The sequence below is a fragment of the Streptomyces sp. NPDC001219 genome (assembly GCF_053597915.1).
This window is the reverse complement of the sequence record NZ_JBSFJF010000014.1, coordinates 95,786-112,930: the sequence shown is the minus strand read 5'-3', so window position 1 is coordinate 112,930 and position 17,145 is coordinate 95,786. Positions and strand designations below refer to the sequence as shown.

13 protein-coding genes are annotated in these 17,145 nt (G+C 69.3%); 6 read left to right on the top strand and 7 right to left on the bottom strand.

Annotation, left to right across the window (positions count from 1 at the left end; translation table 11 throughout):
- The first annotated feature begins 9 nt into the window (after nt 1-9).
- Complete coding sequence (locus tag ACWC9R_RS12015; protein WP_450730821.1) at nt 10-180, top strand: hypothetical protein; 171 nt, start codon at nt 10-12, stop codon at nt 178-180.
- 33 nt (nt 181-213) lie between these two features.
- Here ACWC9R_RS12015 and ACWC9R_RS12010 read toward each other — a convergent pair whose 3' ends face one another.
- From ACWC9R_RS12010 to ACWC9R_RS11990, 5 genes are all read right to left on the bottom strand, one after another.
- A complete protein-coding gene (locus ACWC9R_RS12010; protein ID WP_450730820.1) occupies nt 214-591 on the bottom strand; it encodes a DUF6193 family natural product biosynthesis protein in 378 nt (125 codons plus the stop codon).
- A gap of 151 nt (nt 592-742) precedes the next feature.
- A complete protein-coding gene (locus ACWC9R_RS12005; protein WP_450730818.1) occupies nt 743-1,291 on the bottom strand; it encodes a lamin tail domain-containing protein in 549 nt (182 codons plus the stop codon).
- A 255-nt stretch (nt 1,292-1,546) separates the two neighbouring features.
- Nucleotides 1,547-3,016 (bottom strand): UvrD-helicase domain-containing protein, encoded by a 1,470-nt coding sequence (locus tag ACWC9R_RS12000; protein WP_450730868.1) that lies wholly within the window; start codon nt 3,014-3,016, stop codon nt 1,547-1,549.
- 168 nt (nt 3,017-3,184) lie between these two features.
- Nucleotides 3,185-4,051 carry a DUF6083 domain-containing protein gene (locus ACWC9R_RS11995; RefSeq protein ID WP_450730816.1) on the bottom strand — a complete coding sequence of 289 codons (867 nt, stop codon included), beginning with the start codon at nt 4,049-4,051 and terminating at the stop codon, nt 3,185-3,187.
- A gap of 158 nt (nt 4,052-4,209) precedes the next feature.
- Nucleotides 4,210-4,473 (bottom strand): helix-turn-helix transcriptional regulator, encoded by a 264-nt coding sequence (locus ACWC9R_RS11990; protein ID WP_450265706.1) that lies wholly within the window; start codon nt 4,471-4,473, stop codon nt 4,210-4,212.
- Nucleotides 4,474-5,111: 638 nt separating this feature from the next.
- Between ACWC9R_RS11990 and ACWC9R_RS11985 the strand changes: the two genes are divergently transcribed.
- The 4 genes from ACWC9R_RS11985 (at nt 5,112) to ACWC9R_RS11970 (ending at nt 10,362) form a co-directional block, all read left to right on the top strand.
- Nucleotides 5,112-5,705, top strand: a complete 594-nt coding sequence (locus tag ACWC9R_RS11985) for a hypothetical protein (protein WP_450730814.1) — start codon at nt 5,112-5,114, stop codon at nt 5,703-5,705.
- Nucleotides 5,706-6,090: 385 nt separating this feature from the next.
- Nucleotides 6,091-6,849 (top strand): TnsA-like heteromeric transposase endonuclease subunit, encoded by a 759-nt coding sequence (locus tag ACWC9R_RS11980; protein WP_450730812.1) that lies wholly within the window; start codon nt 6,091-6,093, stop codon nt 6,847-6,849.
- Nucleotides 6,846-9,266, top strand: coding sequence for a hypothetical protein (locus tag ACWC9R_RS11975; RefSeq protein WP_450730810.1), 2,421 nt, complete (start codon nt 6,846-6,848; stop codon nt 9,264-9,266). The genes ACWC9R_RS11980 and ACWC9R_RS11975 overlap by 4 nt, the downstream gene beginning before the upstream one ends.
- A 52-nt stretch (nt 9,267-9,318) precedes the next feature.
- Nucleotides 9,319-10,362 carry an ATP-binding protein gene (locus tag ACWC9R_RS11970; RefSeq protein WP_450730866.1) on the top strand — a complete coding sequence of 348 codons (1,044 nt, stop codon included), beginning with the start codon at nt 9,319-9,321 and terminating at the stop codon, nt 10,360-10,362.
- On the opposite strand, the gene ACWC9R_RS11965 is transcribed toward ACWC9R_RS11970, so the two are convergent.
- Nucleotides 10,294-12,789 (bottom strand): Helicase associated domain protein, encoded by a 2,496-nt coding sequence (locus tag ACWC9R_RS11965; RefSeq protein WP_450730808.1) that lies wholly within the window; start codon nt 12,787-12,789, stop codon nt 10,294-10,296. The two genes, ACWC9R_RS11970 and ACWC9R_RS11965, sit on opposite strands and share 69 nt — an antisense overlap.
- Nucleotides 12,790-13,217: 428 nt before the next feature.
- On the opposite strand from ACWC9R_RS11965, the gene ACWC9R_RS11960 reads away from it, so the two are divergent.
- Entirely contained in the window at nt 13,218-14,213 is a 996-nt protein-coding gene (locus ACWC9R_RS11960) for a hypothetical protein (protein WP_450730806.1), read from the top strand.
- 13 nt (nt 14,214-14,226) lie between these two features.
- Here the strand turns inward: ACWC9R_RS11960 and ACWC9R_RS11955 are convergent, their stop codons facing one another.
- Complete coding sequence (locus ACWC9R_RS11955) at nt 14,227-16,980, bottom strand: Helicase associated domain protein (protein ID WP_450730804.1); 2,754 nt, start codon at nt 16,978-16,980, stop codon at nt 14,227-14,229.
- Nucleotides 16,981-17,145: the final 165 nt, after the last annotated feature.

Here is a 17,145-nt window from a genome sequence, read left to right as displayed (position 1 = left end):
GGTGTGCTAGTGATCTGGCAGTCCATTGCCGACAGCGCGCCGCAGCAGTACGACGTGATGTCAGGGAGACGCCATGGCACGCGAGTTGCAGGTAGTTCATTTCGCGGCATCTACGAGCAGGACCAGCAGGCCGCCGAAGAGGCCCAGGCCACCATCGGGTTCGACGTGCCCACCCCCTGACCGCCCGACCGCTCGGCAATCGCGGCCCGAGCGTCAGCCTTCCTGCGTCAAAGCGGCCAGGTCGTGACGGTTGCCGACAACCGCTCGACCACAGCCCGGAGGCAGACGGTCCGCCACCATCTCCGCAGCTTCCTCAGCAGTGCCAGCCTCACCCACAGACTCCACCCTGGACGGCCCCGCCACGACGAAGCCCCCACCCGGCCGTGGAGCGACGTAGGGCACGTCCCACGTGCAGGGATGTTCGGTGCACCGGCTGAAGTGCAGCTCCCCCATGCCAACCCAGGGGAAGAGCTGCCGCAATCCGGGTTCGGCGTAGGCCGAGCGCACCAGATCACCGTCCACCCGATCTGAAGCGAGCAGCCTCGTCCACTCGGCCTCGATGACGCGCTCCGCCCTGCCCGTTGAGTCCATAGGAGAAGGGTGTCAGAACCCCGCATCGAGCGGAGGGCGTGCAGCAAGCGCCTCGCCCACCGCAGGTGCAGCACCCCAACTCCACAGAAATCGAGCCAGAGCCGACTCGGGTTCTGGCCACCTGCGGCGCGCTCTCGACCGGCTGGGCGTCTCAGTGCATCCGAACGCCGTAGTCGCCGCGGTGCGGGAGGACGGCTTGGACACCCGCGATGGAACGTCGTTCGCCACTGACGCCGTTGTGTGGACCACCGGGTTCCGTGCGCCGGAGCTGGCCCGCGCGGCAGGACTCGCCACGGATGAGAGCGGCCGGATGCTCGTTGACGCCACCCTGCGCTCGGTCGCGGCGGTTGTCCTGTCCGGTGCCCGTGTGGACGCGGATCTGGCTGTGGCCGTTGAGGTGGAGGTTGCCGAAGCGGTAACTGTGGCCGGACTTGTCGGACAGGGTCCAGCCCTTGATGTTGACCGGGAGGCGGCCGGTGTTCTTCACCGTGACCCACTCCGCGTTCAGGCTGCGGTTGGAACGGTCGTCCCGTCCGGGGCTGTCGTACTGGATCGCGCCCAGGACCACAGCGGAGCGGCTGTGCTGCGGGGCCGGCGCGTGGTGGCCGTGGCCGGCCGCCGCGGCGGGGAGCGCGGCGGTGGCGGCGAGAGCCGCAGCACCCGCGACGGCAACGGCGATGCGCGAGATGCGACGGGACACAGAAACCCCCTCAGAGGGCACCCCACGAAAAGGGTGCCGGAATCCGGAAGTCCGGCCAGCTTGACTGGACCCCCACACAGTGACCCACCGTCACACCTTGCCAGGAGAAATCCGGTTTGGAGTTATAAAACCCAGATATCTGCACAACCACACCACGCCAGGCGCGCACTCCCCCGCGTCCACCAGCACAAACACGACACCCCATACACCCACCCAGCTGCCGCAAGGGGTTACCGCCGGTGCAGTCGGCTGGCTTCAGTGACGCGGGAGGTTTCCGTCAGGGTGCTGTTCGACCCAAGCAAGGCCCCCGATGTCGAGTCGGGTCCGAGTTCGAGTCACGGCGACATAGGCGAGACGGGCTTCGCCATCATCGATCGGCCCGGGGATGGGACAGCCGGCATCGTCCTGCTCGTCACTGTCGCGAGGTGGCAGGAAGTCGGCGGCGATCCGCACGCTGGGCCATTCGCGGCCTTTGGCTTTGTGCGCGGTCGAGACGGTCACGTGTGCCTGGTCTTCGTCGGTGAGCTTGTTGACGGCGGCGAGGATGGCGTCCGTGCCGTGCGTGTCAACGAGGTCGACCAGCGGCTGCAGATCGCGGCCTGCTGGGTCGTAGGAGGCATAGTCCTGAAGGTCGCCCCAGGAGGTGAACAGCACGAGTTCGGGGTGACCGGTGCGGCGGCCTTCCTTCAGGTCGCGAGCGGCCAGGGCCAGGGCGCGAAGGCTCTCGCCTCCGCCTACGAGGGCAACGCGGTGCCCAGCGTCCAGCAGTTGGATGACTTCGGTAATGGCGCCGACGTTCGTGCGGCACAAGACAGCGTCCGGGCAGGGGACCAAGCCGAGTTTGGTCGGGATCGCTTCGCTGCCTTGCAGGCGGAGGGGCGCGTCGGCAATGGCGAGCCAGCGGTTGGCTTCGCGGGCGAGGCGGGGGCCGAAGCGGAAGGACTTCGACAGGGCCAGGGCGGTGCCGTCGAAGCCGGTCATGACGTCCCTGGCGCCGCGCCATTGGTAGATGGCCTGGGCGGAGTCGCCGACCATGACGAGCTGGGCGTGACTGCGCTGGTTGTTGAAGATCTGCTCGACGACGGGGTTGGTGTCCTGCGCTTCATCGAGGAGCAGGAAGTCGGCGGCGATCTTCGGGTTCGTGAGTGACCAGATCTTGAGGTAGTGGTCGTGGTCGAAGCGAACTTTGCCGTCGTCCGGGTGTTGGAGGTCGGCCCAGGCTTTGTGGGCGAAGGGCGTGATCAGTTGGGCGAGTTGTTGGTGTAGCGGTGGTTCTTCGAGTCCGCGGAGGCGGGGGACGTGATGGTGGGTGAGGGCGGGGTCGGCGGAGTGGCAGAAGCGGGTGATGGTGCGCAGGGTGGCGTGGGAGAGGGTTTTGGGTGACAGGTCGCGTTCGCCGATGCGGATGGGCTTGGTGATGCCAAGGTCTCGTCCGGTGTGCCAGGCGGGGCGGCGTGGGGCGTTCAGTCGGCGGGCGTAGCGGTGGCCGATGGCGGCGAAGGCCAGGGCGTGGGCGGTCTTGCAGGTGACGGTGGTGGGGAAGCGGGTGGCGGCGTCGCGGGCGATGGCTTTGTTGTAGGCGATGTATCGGCCGCGGCGTTTGGTGCCGTGCGCGAGCAGGGCGAGGGTGGTGGTTTTGCCGGTGCCGGCTCCAGCTTGGAGGGCGAGGTGGTCGCCGGCGTGGAAGTGGTCTGCGGCGGCGGCTTGTTCGTCGGTCGGGTTCAGCACCTGGGTTCCATCTGGGCAGTTCGGGGTTGGGTATCAGCCTGGGGCGTTGCTGATCTGGTGAAGTGCTTGAGTCGCGGACGGGTGATGGCGGGTTCGCCGGGCGACCGTGTGGTCTGTGGTTGTGGTGCGTGGGGCTGGGTGTGGTGGTGGGCTGAGCCGCGGGTATCAGTTGCTGCGTCCGCGGTGCCGGATGGTGGTGGGCAGGCGGGGGTGCATGTACGAGTGGTGGAGCAGCGGGTCGAAGACCTCCCACTCGGCGAGCGCGAGGTCGGCGGCCTGCGCGGCGGCTGCGTGGAGGGGGCAGCGTTGAGCGCGCCAGCGTAGTTGCTCTGTGTAGTGCAGTTGGCCTAGGTCGTAGACGGCCATCTCGGATGCGGGGAGAGTGAGTTGGCCGTGGGAGGGGGTGGCAGACATGAGGGTCCACGTTCCCGCGGGTGCGTCCGGGGTGAGGATGGGGTGGGTGCAGCGGTGGCGTAGGCGGGTCTGTGCGACGCAGCGGATGTCGCCGAGAGGGCGCGGGGCGAGGTAGCGGCAGTAGAGGAGCTGCACCACGGGTCGGGCGGGCTGGCACGGCGTGGTGAGTGGGTCTGGTGCGGGTTCGGTGGGGTGTGGAGTGAAGGCGCCGGTGTCGAGCAGGCGTCGGGTGCGCAGTGCGAGGTGGCGGCGTAGCGCGGCGAGCTGTGCGGTGAGTGGCGCGGTGGCGGGGCGTGCGGGGCAGAGGGGGGTGTGGGGGATGCGGCACCAGGGTGTGCCGTCGTGGGCGGGGTGGGCGATGCCGGAGCTGACGTGCCAGCGGCATCGGGCGGGAACGGCGGCCGCAGTCATCTCGTGCGGGTGGAGGCTGATGGGGTGCTGGTTGGTGCGGGTGTACCAGTCGATGCGGTTGCCGCAGTCGCGGCAGCGTGCCGGTTGAGCTGCGCACAGCAGACGGCTGGGGCTGTCCGTGGCGACGCGCAGGGCACGTGGACGGTGGTGCGGGCGGGTGGGGCTGCCGTCCCATCGGCGGGCCGGCAAGGCGGGGGTGGAGCGCATGGCCGTGAAGGTGACAGTCGGCGCGCCGGAATCGCGGTGCCCATGCCGTCCGCATCCCACGGATGGCTCACTCGCAGCGTGAGTTCATTCGATTCGCGCCTACGCGTTCGTGGTCGAGGACCGGATCGGGTGATCTGCCCAGGGGTGGAGCAAGGAAGCTATTCGGTGGCGTCGGCCGGCGGCGTGTGGCCGTCGCAGAGGGCGCCGAAGAGGTGCTCGATGGAGATGCCGAGGGCGTGCGCGAGGGCGTGCCAGGTCTTGAGGGTGCCGATGGTGCGGCCCTGTTCGATCTCAATGAGCGTGCGTCTGGCCAGGCCACTGCGGTGTGCGAGTTCGTCGTAGGACCATCCGCGCTCGCCCCGCAGCCGTCCCAGCTCCAGGCGCAGGGCGGTGAGGTTGGGGTCGGGCGGGAAGAACGTCACCTTCTTATCCGAAGGTGCAGACCCCTGCCCTGTCAGTGCAGACCTCTGCCCTATTTCCGCTGGTGGCGGCCATGCGGGTCAGGGCAGAGGTCTGCACTACCGTTCCGCCCACCCCTCCCCGTCACCGCCCTCGAGGTGCCCGCCTCAACGCGGACGAGACAGAAAGGCTTGCGGTCATGAGGCTGTGCGCGACCGGACGAACAGTGCGGCGCACCTGGACGGTCGAGCTGCGCCCGCAGCGCGGCGGCCCTGTGATGGCCTGCCCGGACTGTCCTACAGCGAGCAGGCGCTTGCCGCTGGGAACGGCGGCAGTGCGCCCCGCTGTGGTGGGGCATCTGGCCGCCCATGCCCGGAGCGACGCATTGCCGGCGCATCTGCGCACCTGCCAGTGCCACGCGCGGGGCTGCCATTGGCATCCACGCCACCGCGGCTGTTCAGGCGCCATCCTGCTGGTGCTCACCTGCGAACGCGGCGGGCGCCTGTGGCGACTGACCGACGCCTGCACTGCCTGCGCCCAAGCCACCGAACACAGCGCCATCGTCCCCGAAGCCGCCTTCGCGACATCCGCCCTTCCCCCTCCCCCGCGACGCCGCAGGAGACGGGGGCAGGGACCGGGAGCGGCAGTCAGGATCCGGGAGATGCTCAGCTACCTCGCGGCCGCGCTTCCTGCCGAGATCGGCTCCGCTGCCCGGCTCGTTGCCCTGCAAGGCGCGCTGCGGGCAACGGCCTCAGGCCGGCTTCATCTGCCGGCAGGCCTCCTACGAGGCATGCGCTTGGACCAACAGTCATCTCCGTGGCAGGAACTGGAGCACGCCGGCTGGCTTATCCGTCTAGCTGCGGGCATCGCAGGTGCGCCCTGCGGGGTCACAGCGCAGCTGCTTGACGCCGCGGTCCTGACACAGGCGCCAAGGCGACAAGACCGTGCCTACGCCGCAGACAAAGCCCTGCGCCTGACCTCCTGCCGCGCGCTTCGCAACTTGCCGACCGCAGATCAGCTGGCCGTACTCGCACTGGTCACTCACCTCCCTCCCGGCAGCCTTCAGGGCGCCATCGAAGCGGACAGGATCGGGCGCGTGTGCGCTGCGCCTCCTGACGTCCTGGCCTCCACGCTCGACCGCCTCGTAGCCGCCGGGGCAGCGGACTGGTGGTCGTACGACCAAGGTGCGGAAGAGATCGCCTGGGCTCTCGGCCCCACGTTGGTCGATCCTCATGCGAATGTGTCCGCCGAATAAGAGCCCTTGGCCGTACTCGCCGATCCCAGGCCGGAGGAAGCACAGGCAGCTCCAGCTGGCTAGTCAAGCCCCCACCTGCTTCCCTCGCGCCCTCGCGCCTGCCATCACGTAGCTGCAGAGCAGCCTGGAGGCGTGCCGAGCGTCCAACCTGATCGCCTGCGCCGCTTAAGCCACCAAGCCGATCCGAGCACTCACTTGTCAAGTCAACGGAGTTCACCTGCCCGTCCGCCGGGCGACCTCGTACCGGGGGCGCCCGGCGGCCCGCAAAAGACTGTCCGGATCGCGCTATTCGCCGCTCAGGGGGCGGCGAGCGTTGTGCTATTGGTCTGACAGTCCGTTGTCGGCGGCACGCCGCGGCAGTACGACGTAATGCCAGGGAGGCGTCATGGAACGGGAGTTGCAGGTTCTTCACTTCGACCCCAACGAAGTGCGCCGGACCGTGCCAGCGGACCGGTTGGCAGGGGTGGCGCTGGCGGAGCGGGGCGAGGTGTGGAAGCCGTCGCGGCATCCCTCCCAGCGAAGCATCGTCACCTGGTGGTGGGCGGCGACCAACAGGCGTCTGGTGGGCTGCCGTTCGCTGGAGCGGCTGTCGACGGCGATGCTGCTGGACTTCCATCCTGGGGTGGTCGATTTCGGCGCTTGGTCCGCGCAGTTGGTCTGGCGGGAGCGGGGCCGCGAGCGGCGGCTGGTGCCGGACTTCTTCGTGCGCACCGTTTCCGGAGCGACGGTGATGGTGGTCGCCCGGCCGGGTAAGGGGCCGGGCGAGCGGTTCGAGCGGGAGATGTCCGTGTGGCGCGAGGCGTGCGAGCAGGCGGCCTGGCAGCTGGCGACGCCGCGGCTGCCGGGGAGGACGCCGTTGGCGAATCTGCGGTGGGTGTCGCGGCGGCGGCATCCGCGTTTCGCTGACGCGGAGGTGGAGGCTGCGCTGGCTCGCGCGTTCGCCGAGCCGCGGCCGCTGGCGGAGGGCGTCGAAGAGTGTGGGGTGTCGCGCCTGCTGGCCCTTCCCCGCCTTTACCACATGTTGTGGAAGCGGCGCCTGAGCTTGGACTGGGCCGTGCCCCTGGGTCCCGGATCGTTGGTGGGGCCGATGAGCGCGGACGAGCCGGAGGCGATGCGCCGCCCGTTCGCGGCGGAGCAGCCGTGAGCGGACCGGGGCCGGCTGCTGCGGCGGACCGGGCGTCACTGCAGGTGCGCGGCGCACCGCGCGGGGTGCTGGCGCGCGGTGATGAGGTGCGGTGGCGGGGCGGCCGGTACCTAGTAGCCGGACTGGACGGGGTGATGGTGCTGCTGGACCCGTTGGGTATCAGCGGGGTGCCGGCCGCGGTGTTTCTGTCGGTGCTGGCGGCAGCGGACGACTTCGCTGTCCTCGACACGGCCGGGCATCCCTTGATCCAGTCGGAAATGCCCGACTTCGCAGAACTGGAGGGTATCCCGGGCGCTGCGGCGGAGGCGGCGCGGCGGTGGCAGCGCGCGGTGGTCGAGGTCGACACCGGGCTGCCGCTCGGGGCACCGCCGGGGGCGCGGCCGCGGCCGGCTTTCGACCCTGCGTCGACGACGTTCATCGAGCGATACCAGGCCAAGGCTGCCGAGATGAGCGCAGTGCTGGGCAGGCGGGTGTCCTGGCAGACGGTCCAGGCCAAGCGGCTGGTCTACTGCAGGCGGCGCAGTGTGGTCGATCTTGTGGATGGGCGCAGTACCAAGCGGCGACGGCTGTACGGGGCGACCGACCCGCTCGTAGTGGAACAGCTTCTGGTACTGGTGGAGCGTCAGCGTCGGCGGGTGGACGCGCCTTCGGATGCGCGGAAGCTGTTCAAGTCGCTGCGGCGGGTGGTGCGTGCCGCGCACGGGGAGGGGGTGAAGGTTCCGGAGGAGCCGACGCTGTACAAGCTGTTGGGGCGGCTGGGCATCAACCCCAAGGACTGGGACTCTCCCCCCGGCGCGCGTGCGGCGGGCGCCCGGGTGGGGCCGCCGTTCTCGGTGACGAAGGCGACTATGCCGGGTGAGCTGGTCCAGATCGACTCGACCGACCTGGATGTATGGGTGCTGGGCGACGACGGCCAGCCCGCCCGGGTTGAGCTGACACTCGCGATCTGCGTGGCGACCCGCAGCATCATTGCTGCGGTGGTGCGGCCCAAGCAGCCGGGCAGGCGGGGCAAGCGGCGGAAAGCCGGCCGGGGCGGTCTGGTGTCGGCGCCGCGTGCCAGGGGGCGGGCGACGAAGGCGGTGGACGCCTGCGAACTGCTGGCGCAGGCCTTGGTCCCGGCGCCTATGCGGCCCGGGTACGACGCGGCCGTCCACGCGAGCATGTCCGATCTGCCGTATGAGGAACTGGTCGCCGTCGACCCCCGGTTCGCGAATGCCGCGGCCCGGCCGGTGATCATCCCTGACGTGATCGTCATTGACCACGGCACGGTGTTCGCCGGGCGGACGTTCGCCGACGCCTGCGAGTACCTGGGCTTCTCGGTGCGGCCGGCACGCAAACGCACCGGCCAGGACAAGGCGATCGTGGAGCGCACCTTTGGGACGGTCAAGTCGAAGTTCAGTCAGCACGTGAATAGCTACACCGGTCGTGACCCGGTGCGGGTGCGGCGGACCGTGGACGGCGAGCGGTTGTGGACGCTGGCCGAGCTCGACGCTCTGCTCCAGCAGTGGATCGCCCTGAAGTGGCAGAATACGCCTCATCCGGAGCTCGCCGATCCCTACGACGCCTATCTGCCCCATCTGACGCCGAACCAGATGTACGCGGCGTGCGTGGCGGTCGAAGGCTACCTGCCGATCCCGCTGACCCGCGAGGACTACCTCCGGCTGCTGCCGACGGCGTGGGTCGGGGTGAGCGAGCAGGGCATCCGTCTGCACAATCGCACCTACGACCACCCCTCCCGGGATCCGGAACAGGGGCTGAACCCCTTCCGGCGCACGCGCTCGGACCTGCGGGGCAAGAGGAAGGGTCGCTGGGAGGTCCGGTACACCCCCAACAATCTGTCCCGGGTGTGGCTGCGGGATCACAACAAAAACCGGTGGGTGGAGGCCACATGGGTCGGTAGCCATGTGGTCGGGGCGCCGTTCACGCAGTTCCTGTGGGACATCGCGGTCTCCCAGCATCTGGAGCGCGGCGGGCGCATCGAGGACGAGGAGGCGATCGCCCATGCTCTTGCCGAGTTGTTGGAGCGGGCCGAGCGGGGGCCTGAGCAAGTTCAGCGGGTGCTGGTGCCGGACGGTTACACGCCGCTGCCCGAACCGGCCCTGCAGCGGGAGTTCGACCCGTACGCGGAGCGCGACCCCATCGACTGGTCGAAAGTCCCCCCGTCCGTTCCGGACCCGGACGGTGATCCTCTCAGCTTGGGCGACACCGGCCTGTACGGCGGGCCCGAAGGTGACGAGGGGTCGGGCATCGACTGGGAGCAGAGTGCGATGGCGCCAGATCCCGCACTGGATGCCTGGGCGCGTGCCAGCGGAGCGGAAGGCGACGTCGGCGAGAGTCTCAAAGAGCGCTACCGGCAGATCTTCGCCCAGTTCGACCAGGCGCAGGCCGATGCTGGCACCGAAGGCGACGTCCTGTGAGGGCATGGTGCGGACGAGGCACCTGCACAGTTGGAGAGGGGTACCCGTGAAGATGGAGCTGACGGTCGAGGAGGAACGGCTGCTGCGCGACAGGAGTGCGCCTGAGCCGTTGCTGCTGGCGCCGCCTGCGCCGTCGTGGCCGGAGAACTGCCATGAGTGGAGGGCGCTCGCTCAGTCGTCTTTGTATGCTCCGAAGCTGGAGGACAGCGCCCCGGAGGGGACGAAGGTCGGCAGTCTGGACCCGCGGCTGCTGTTCCACGGGCATCTGCGCACGTTCACCACCCCCGCGATCGCCAAGGCGAAGCTGCTGGTGGCGGAGCAGATCTTGGCCAACCAGCAGCGCCGGCACGGCAAGGCCGGGATCATCCTGGACGGGCCGCGCGGAACGGGGAAGAGTACGGTGCTGCAGGCGATCGGGGTGCACTGGGAGCGGCGGCTGTCGGATCTGTACGGGCAGGACGAGAACCGCATCCCGGTCATCACCCTGAACGTGCCCGCGCCGACGCGCGGCAGCATGCGCAACTGGGCTGGTGCGTTCGCTCGGTTCCTGGGGCAGGAGCGGGAGAGCGGAGACCTCACCGAGTCGGTAATCCGGACCATGCGTAATGCGAGGACGCGGCTGGTCCTCATCGACGGCATCGAGCGGCTGCGTACGGCCGCGGACGCGGAGTTGGCCTTCCAATACCTGGATGTGATCAGCGAGGAGACCGGGGCAACGTTCGTCTACTGCGGGCGCGGCGCCCAGTTCATTGTCGACCCCCTCACTCGGGATAACGACACCGAGCTGGATCGCTCAGAGCAGTTGCGGGGTGACCACATGGTGCTGCGGACCAGTCGGATGGGATTCAGTGACGAGGAGTCGATCACCTTCGCGCGAGTCATCGACCTGTTCGATGCGGAGCTGGTGCTGTACCGGCATCAGCCGCACGACCTACGGAAGGTGGCCGAGTACCTGCATACGCGCAGCCGCGGCTACATGCGGTCGCTGTCCCAGTTGATCTGTCAGGCGGCGCAGATCGCGATCCGATCAGGCGAGGAGCAAATCACGCTGGAGGTGCTGGAGAAGGTGTCGCTCGGCCGTGTCGTGCATCTGTGATCCGCAAGCCCGGTCCGGGACAGGTGCCAGGGGCTGTTCTGCGGTTTCATGCGCGATCGGGCGTCTCGCGTGTGGCCTGGTGTCGTCGTGTGAGCGGCGGGCCGGGTGTTTGCGGGTACTGAGGGTGGGGTGCCAGATCATGCGCAGCGCTTCGAGGGCGTGGCGTTGTTTTGGGGTGAGGAGTTCGGGGTGCCTGCGGCGCTTATGGATCCACTCCCCCAGTGCGAAGGCGGGGGCGTCCGCGCGGGCTGGGGTGGGTTCCATGTGGCGGCGGGGTACGTCGAGGTGGCCTTCGCGGTTGAGGAACGCGGCGGCATGTCCGAGGGCCGCGTAGAAGGCGTGGCGTTTGGGGTCGTAGGCGCGGTCGGAGTACATGCTGCCAGGCAGGGGCGGGATGCCCAGGTCGGCCAGCAGTTCCTGCTGGCGTGGCTGGAGCTGGAAGAAGGTCAGCCGCTGAGTGACAACCCAGTTCACGATGGCGCGGTGCTCTCCGGTGGGGCTGGTGGAGGGCACGGCGGGCTCCCAGCCGGTGGTGGCGACGAGGGTGCGGGCACGGATGTAGCGGCGATGCCAGTCCGTCCGGGGCGGGTTCCAGTCGGAGTCGATCGCGTCGAGCGCTTGGACGTGCTCGTGGGGAAGGCGGCCGGTCTTGGCTTTGTGGCGCTGGGCTGCCAGCCAGGAGCCGAGCGGATGGCCGCCGATCTCTTCCTTGACGGGAACGTAGAGGTGTCCGTGCACGCCCGCCCAGGCGCGGGCGTGTTCGAGCATGGACTGGAATGTGCGGGCTGGCGTCGCCCATATCATGCCCAGGGCTTCCAGGGCCTGTTTGTGCTCGGCGGGCAGGCGGCCCAGGAGGTGCCGCAGGCGGAGGTTGGTCAGACACTCGCCCAGGGCAAAGCCGCCGGGGTCGGTGTAGTTGGCGGGAACGTCGAGGTGTCCGAAGGCGGTTCGGTAGCGGTGGGCGGAGGCGTGGGACTCCTCCCAGGTGCCGATGGCCGGCACGGTGATCTCCAGGCCGAGGGCATGCGCGAGTTGCGCGGCCCGTTCGGGACGGGCGTAGAAGGTGGTCCGGGCCTGGGCCCTGCCGCCGTTTGTGCGGGCGGGCAGTGCGATGCGGTCCATGAAGGAGTTGTCGTGGGCGCGCAGGGCCTGCAGGAGGGTGAGCAGGTTCTCGAAGGCGGAGCCCTTCAGCAAGTCGGTGGTGCTCAGACCCTGTCGGAGGTAGACCGGGACGATCAGGGTGGTCTTCTTGCCCGCTCCGGGTGGCTGGCGCAGGCCGCGGCCGATGGCCTGGATGGCGTCGATGACGCTGTACCGGGGAGCGGCGAAGACGACGGAGTCGACGTCGGGCATGTCGACTCCCTCGTTGAGGACCCGCACGTTGGACAGCATCGCGCACGCGTGGTCAGGGTCGGCGAAATCCTCCAGCAGGTCCCGGCGCCAGTCGCCGGGCTGTTCGCCGTGGATGGCCTGGGACCACAGGCCATCCATGCGCAGTTGCTCGCCGGCTTCCTGCGCGGTGGTCGGCAGGGATTCGGCGAAGGCTTCCGCGAGGATGACGCGGTTGTGGAATACCAGGACGCGGCGCAGCCCGTGTTCGGCGATCGCGCGCAGGACGGCGACCTGGATCGCGGCGTTGCGCAGGCCGTCGTGGTGGGCGGTGTTGGCGGGATGGCGGGCGGCGAGGATGTGGTGCAGATCGGCGTCGCCGACGATGGGCATGACGACCTGGTAGTCGGCGAGGATGCCCCGCTCGATGGCTTCCGCCATGCCCAGTTCGAACACGGTCGGGCCGAAGATCTCGCGGTGGTCCATGGTGGCGAGAGGGGGGCGCTCCATGAACGGGAGAAGTTCGTTTCGGGCCGGGGCGGCCCAGACCCGAGGCGTGGCGGTCATGTAGAGGCGGATCTTGGCGGGGACGGCGGCGTCGTCGTGGATGGTGCCCCAGCCCTCACCGAATGCGGAGCAGGTGCGGTGGGCCTCGTCGATGATCACGAGATCCCAGGGCGGCAGCCCGTACAGGTCGTGGGCATCGCAGGCGTGGTGGAGGGAGCCGTAGGTGGAGAACACGGTGACAGGGCCAGTCGTGCGGGCGGCCTGGGCGATGGCCCGCGGGCTGCGCGGGCCGCGACACAACACCGCCTCCGCGGGGGCCAGGCCGCTCTCGGTCTGGCTGAGGAAGCAGACGCCGAGCGCCAGCCCCCTCGTGCCTGCCTCACGCCAGCGCCGAACGGTCTGGGTCACCAGAGCCTTGGTCGGCATCAGCACCAGCACGGTGCCCTGCGGTGCCAGGCGCTGCACGGCCTGCTGAGCGACCAGCGTCTTGCCCGTGCCGCACGCCGAGACGACCGTCATACGTTTCTCACCGGCTGCCGCTGCAGCCTGAATCGCGGCCAGAGCCTCGACTTGGTGCTCCCGCAGTTCCACGGAGCCTCCGTCCCTTCTCGGGGCGGTGCCCCTGCATCAGATCGCGCGGGAATGTACTGGCCGGGGCTGCCAGCCCGGAGGGGGCATCGAAGAGTTTCGGCCAATGACATGGCTCGCGCCGCCGGGAGCGGACCCGCCGCACGTGGATGGGCGGGCGCCGGACGCATACGGGCTTGCTCGTCCGGCGCAAGTAACGGGTGTCATGCCGGGGGTAACGGGTCGCCCTGCTGTGGGGCGGCTGATGAGAGGGGCGCGTGACAGTGGTTCGTGCAGGAAACGGCGCGGCCAGCCGGCCGCGGCGGAAGAAGCCCTGGCAGCCGGCACAGCGGCTGGGGCTCCCGGTGCGGTTGATCGGCGGGGAGTCGACCGGCTCCTACACTCGGCGCCTGGCAGACGCCAACAGCATCCCCGACCAGGAGTTCTGGCCCATGTTCGGCACGCCGCTGCGCAAGGCCGGTGTCCCGGGCGATCCGCGCTACGGCGATGGCTATCTCAATGCGGCCGCGCTGGACCGGCTCGCCGTGATGACGGGCCACTCGGTCGGCGAGCTGCAGTCCGCGCTGCCGAACCTGCGCGCGAACCGACTGCTGACCGCTGCGGGCGGGCCAGTGTGGGACTGGCCCTGGGACACCCCTGGCTCCTTCCTGGTAAGGGTGTGCGAGGTGTGCGCCCGCATCAAGGGCACGACGTGGAATTCCTATCTGGCCGCCGACGCGACGTGGCAGGTCTGCGCCGCGCACGGGCGGTGGCTGGACAACCGGCGCGAGCCCGAAACCGCGGCCATCCGACTGTCAGCCGTGCCTGAGGTCGCCGACGCCCACCGCTTGCGGGTGCTGCTGGAGCGTCGGTTGGGCGCGGGCGGCCAGGCGATGTTCGCTGACGCCTACGCCATCGCCTCGTGCTGGTGGAACATCCCCGTGCTCAACGCGTCGGTATGGCACACCCGCAGACGGGCGTTGGGGCGCGCGGGGCGGGATGAACTGCGGGTCGCACCGCTGGTGTTCTACCCAGAGGCGGTGCGCCTCGCGTACCGGCTAGCCGCGTGGGAGCGGCGCCGGCTACGCCGCACCCTCACCGAGGGCGCGGACCGGGCCTGGCTGAAGGAGGTGGCGGGGCTGCTGAAGGAGTGGGGCATCCCCGTAACGGACGGCCTGGCCGCGGTCGAGAAGTGGATGGTGCGGCATGCCCCGGTGCTTCCAGCGTCTCCGGGCCGGACCGGGCTTGGGAAGACGATGACCGAGGCGAAGCGGCCAGCCCGCGGCCGCTACCGGCGTCTGTTCCTGCACGCCCCGCACACCGACCCGGAGATGGATGCGGACTCGACGTTCACGGACCGTTCGTGTCTGCCCTGGCGGCTAGGCGACCTGATGACCACTCAGTTGCAGCCAGCGCCACGCGGCTGGTACCTCGGCGGCCGCGCCTGACACCCCGGGTCGTTCACTGCAACTTTCTTTCGACGAAGCCGTAGTAGCTGAGCATGTCGCTCAGGTGCTCGTGGGTCACGCCGTACAGGTGGACGGCCCAGCTTCGGGCAGTCTCCGCGTCGGGGACTCCGCCGATCGAGAAGTGGACGGGCCCGGTGCTCCCCCAAGCCGCCTTGCCCGCGCGGACTGCTTCCTCGATCGAGACCTGCAGGCTAAAGGCCGCTTCGGGCTGGACGACGACCAGTTTGGTGGTGGAGGTGTCGACCCGGGCGCTCCACCCGTCGGCACTCTGCTGGACGAAGGCGGTCGGCGTTTTGCCCCGGCGGGCCTTTCTGTAGGCGGCGGCCAACGCGTGCGGGCGGCCAGTGAGATCTGCGACGGTGTCCTGCTGGCCAGCTCCTCCAGTCCGGCTCCGGCGTGCCTGTGGGGAACGGGGCTCGCCGGGGTCATGCCCGAACCCGGCTGCGCGGCGGGCCAGTTCCCGAAGCGCGTTCAGAGCGCGGCGTTCGTCGAGGGGCAGGGTCACCAGAGTCGCGAGGTGCTCATGGAACCAGGCTCCCAGCGGGAAAGAGCCGGCAGGACCGCTCGCACTTCTCTCCCACGTGGCCTGGTGGCCCGCGGGGATGTCCAGGTGACCTTGCTCTGCCAGAAAACGGGCTGCATGGGGCAATCCCAGGCTGAAATTGTTCCTCTTGCCGACGCCCCAGGCAGGCCGCAGCAGGATCTTGGTGTCGGGTTGCGCTCCGATCTGCAGTAGCAGGTCCTGCTGCTCGGGCGTCAGGCGGAAGAACTCGGTCTCCTGCGTCCTCATCCAGCGGGCGGCGGCAAGGTCGTGCTGGGATGGTGTGCGCGCGGCCAGGTTCCATGTCTGGCCCCGGCCGCGGTAACGGGCCTTGGCCAGGGCGTAGTAGGACTGCCACGCGGGCGCCCAGGGCGGGTTCCACCACTGGTCGATTCGATCCAGGGCGCTCTGCACCTCGACGTCCAGGCTCCCGGCGCCGGCGCGGGTCCGGCAGGTGCTCAACCATTTACCCAGCGCGTACCCGCCGACGACGGTGGTGGTGGGGAAGGCGAGGTGGCCGTGGGTGCGGGCGAACAGGCGAGCGTGGTCGAGCATGGCCTGGGTGGTGGTGGGCAGCGTCCAGCGCATGTCGAGGCGTTCCAGTGCGGTGCGGCGCTCGGCAGGCAGGGTCCCCAGCAGGTGGTGAAGCCGCTGGCTGGCGGTCCACTGGCCCAGGCCGAAGCCGTCCTCGTCGGTGTAGTCGAAGGGGACGTTCAGGTGGTTGAAGGAGCGATGGTAATCGGTGGCGGAGCGCAGCCCATCGGTCCAGGTCCCGGCGGCGGGGACGAGTACCTTCAGGCCGAGGACACGGGCGAGTTGGGCGGCGCGTTCGGGGTCGCTGTAGAGCAGGTCGCGGGTGATCAGAGTGTTGGGGCGGGTCGGCGGGGGCAGGGTGACGCGATCCATGAACGACTCGTCATGTGAGCGCAGAGCCTGCAGGATTGCGATCAGGGCGGCGAAGTCGGAACTTTCGAGGATGTCGGAGCCGTCGCCAGTCTCGGGCAGATAGACAGGAATCAGCAAGGTGGTGCGCTTGCCCGCGCCCGGGGTCTGGCGCAGGCCACGGGAGACTCCTTGGACGGCGTCGATGGTGCTGTAACGGGGCGCGGCGAAGACGACAGCGTCCAGGTCGGGCAAGTCCACGCCCTCGTTGAGCATGCGGGCGTTCGACAGGACCGCGACATCCTGCCCGGGGTCGTCGAAAGCCGCGAGCAGGGACTGAGTCACGGTGTCGTCCTGCTCGCCGTAGACGGCGTGCGACCACAGATGGTCGCGGCGCAGTGGATCGTGGACCTTGGCGGCGGTCTGCGGCAGGGTACGGGCGAACCCGGTCGCGGCTTCAACGCGGTTGTGGAAGGCCAGGATCCTGCGCAACTTGTGTTCGTGGATGGCACGCACGACGGCGACCTGTACGGCGGCGTTGCGCAGGCCGTCGTGGTGCGCGGTGCCAGCGGGATGGGGATCGTTGAGGATGCTGAGCAGATCCCGGTCCTGGTCGTCCACGACAACGACCAAGACCTGGTAATCGGCAACGATGCCGCGTTCGATGGCGTCAGCCATGCCCAGGCGGTAGACGATGGGGCCGAACACCTCTTCGTGCTCCATCGTGGCCAGGGGCCTACGATCCTCGGAATCGAGCAGACCGGCGTCGGCGCGAGCGGCCCAGACCCTCGGCGTGGCTGTCATGTAGAGACGAGTGGCAGCAGGTATCAGGGTGTCGTCGTGGACGGTGCCCCAACCCTCGCCGAACGCGGCGCAGGTGCGGTGGGCCTCGTCGGCGATCAGTAGATCCCAGGCGCCCAGGCCATTAGAGTGTGCGGCCGCCAGGTGGCGCAGGGAGGCATAGGTCGCCACCACCGCCGCCCCGGGCGACCCGGCCACCTGAGCCGCGATGGCGGCCGGGTTGCTGGTCATGGTGAGCTCCCGGGACGACAGGCCGCTGTCGTCCTGGGACAGGGAGCACACGCCGATCAGCAGGCCGCGGTACCCGGCCTCACGCCACTTACGGGCAGTCTGCACCACCAGCGCTTTGGTCGGCACCAGCACCAGCGTCGCTCCCCGGCGGGCGAGTTCGGCGGAGACGCGCTGGGCGATGAGGGTCTTGCCGCTGCCGCTGGCGGCCACGACGGTCATCCGTCGCCGGCCCTGTCGGACTGCTGCCAGGATCGCGGCCAGGGCTTCTTGCTGGTGGGGACGTAATTGCATCTCGCTCCTATACACGGGCGACTGTGCTGTGCGGGGCTTGGGACGCCATGAGAACCGTCCGGCAGATGGAAAAGACAGCACCAAGCCACGGAGCGGCCCCCGCCGCCCCGATCCCAAGTCCATCACGAGAAATGACAGGCCGAGCAACGGGAGCAGGAGCAGGAG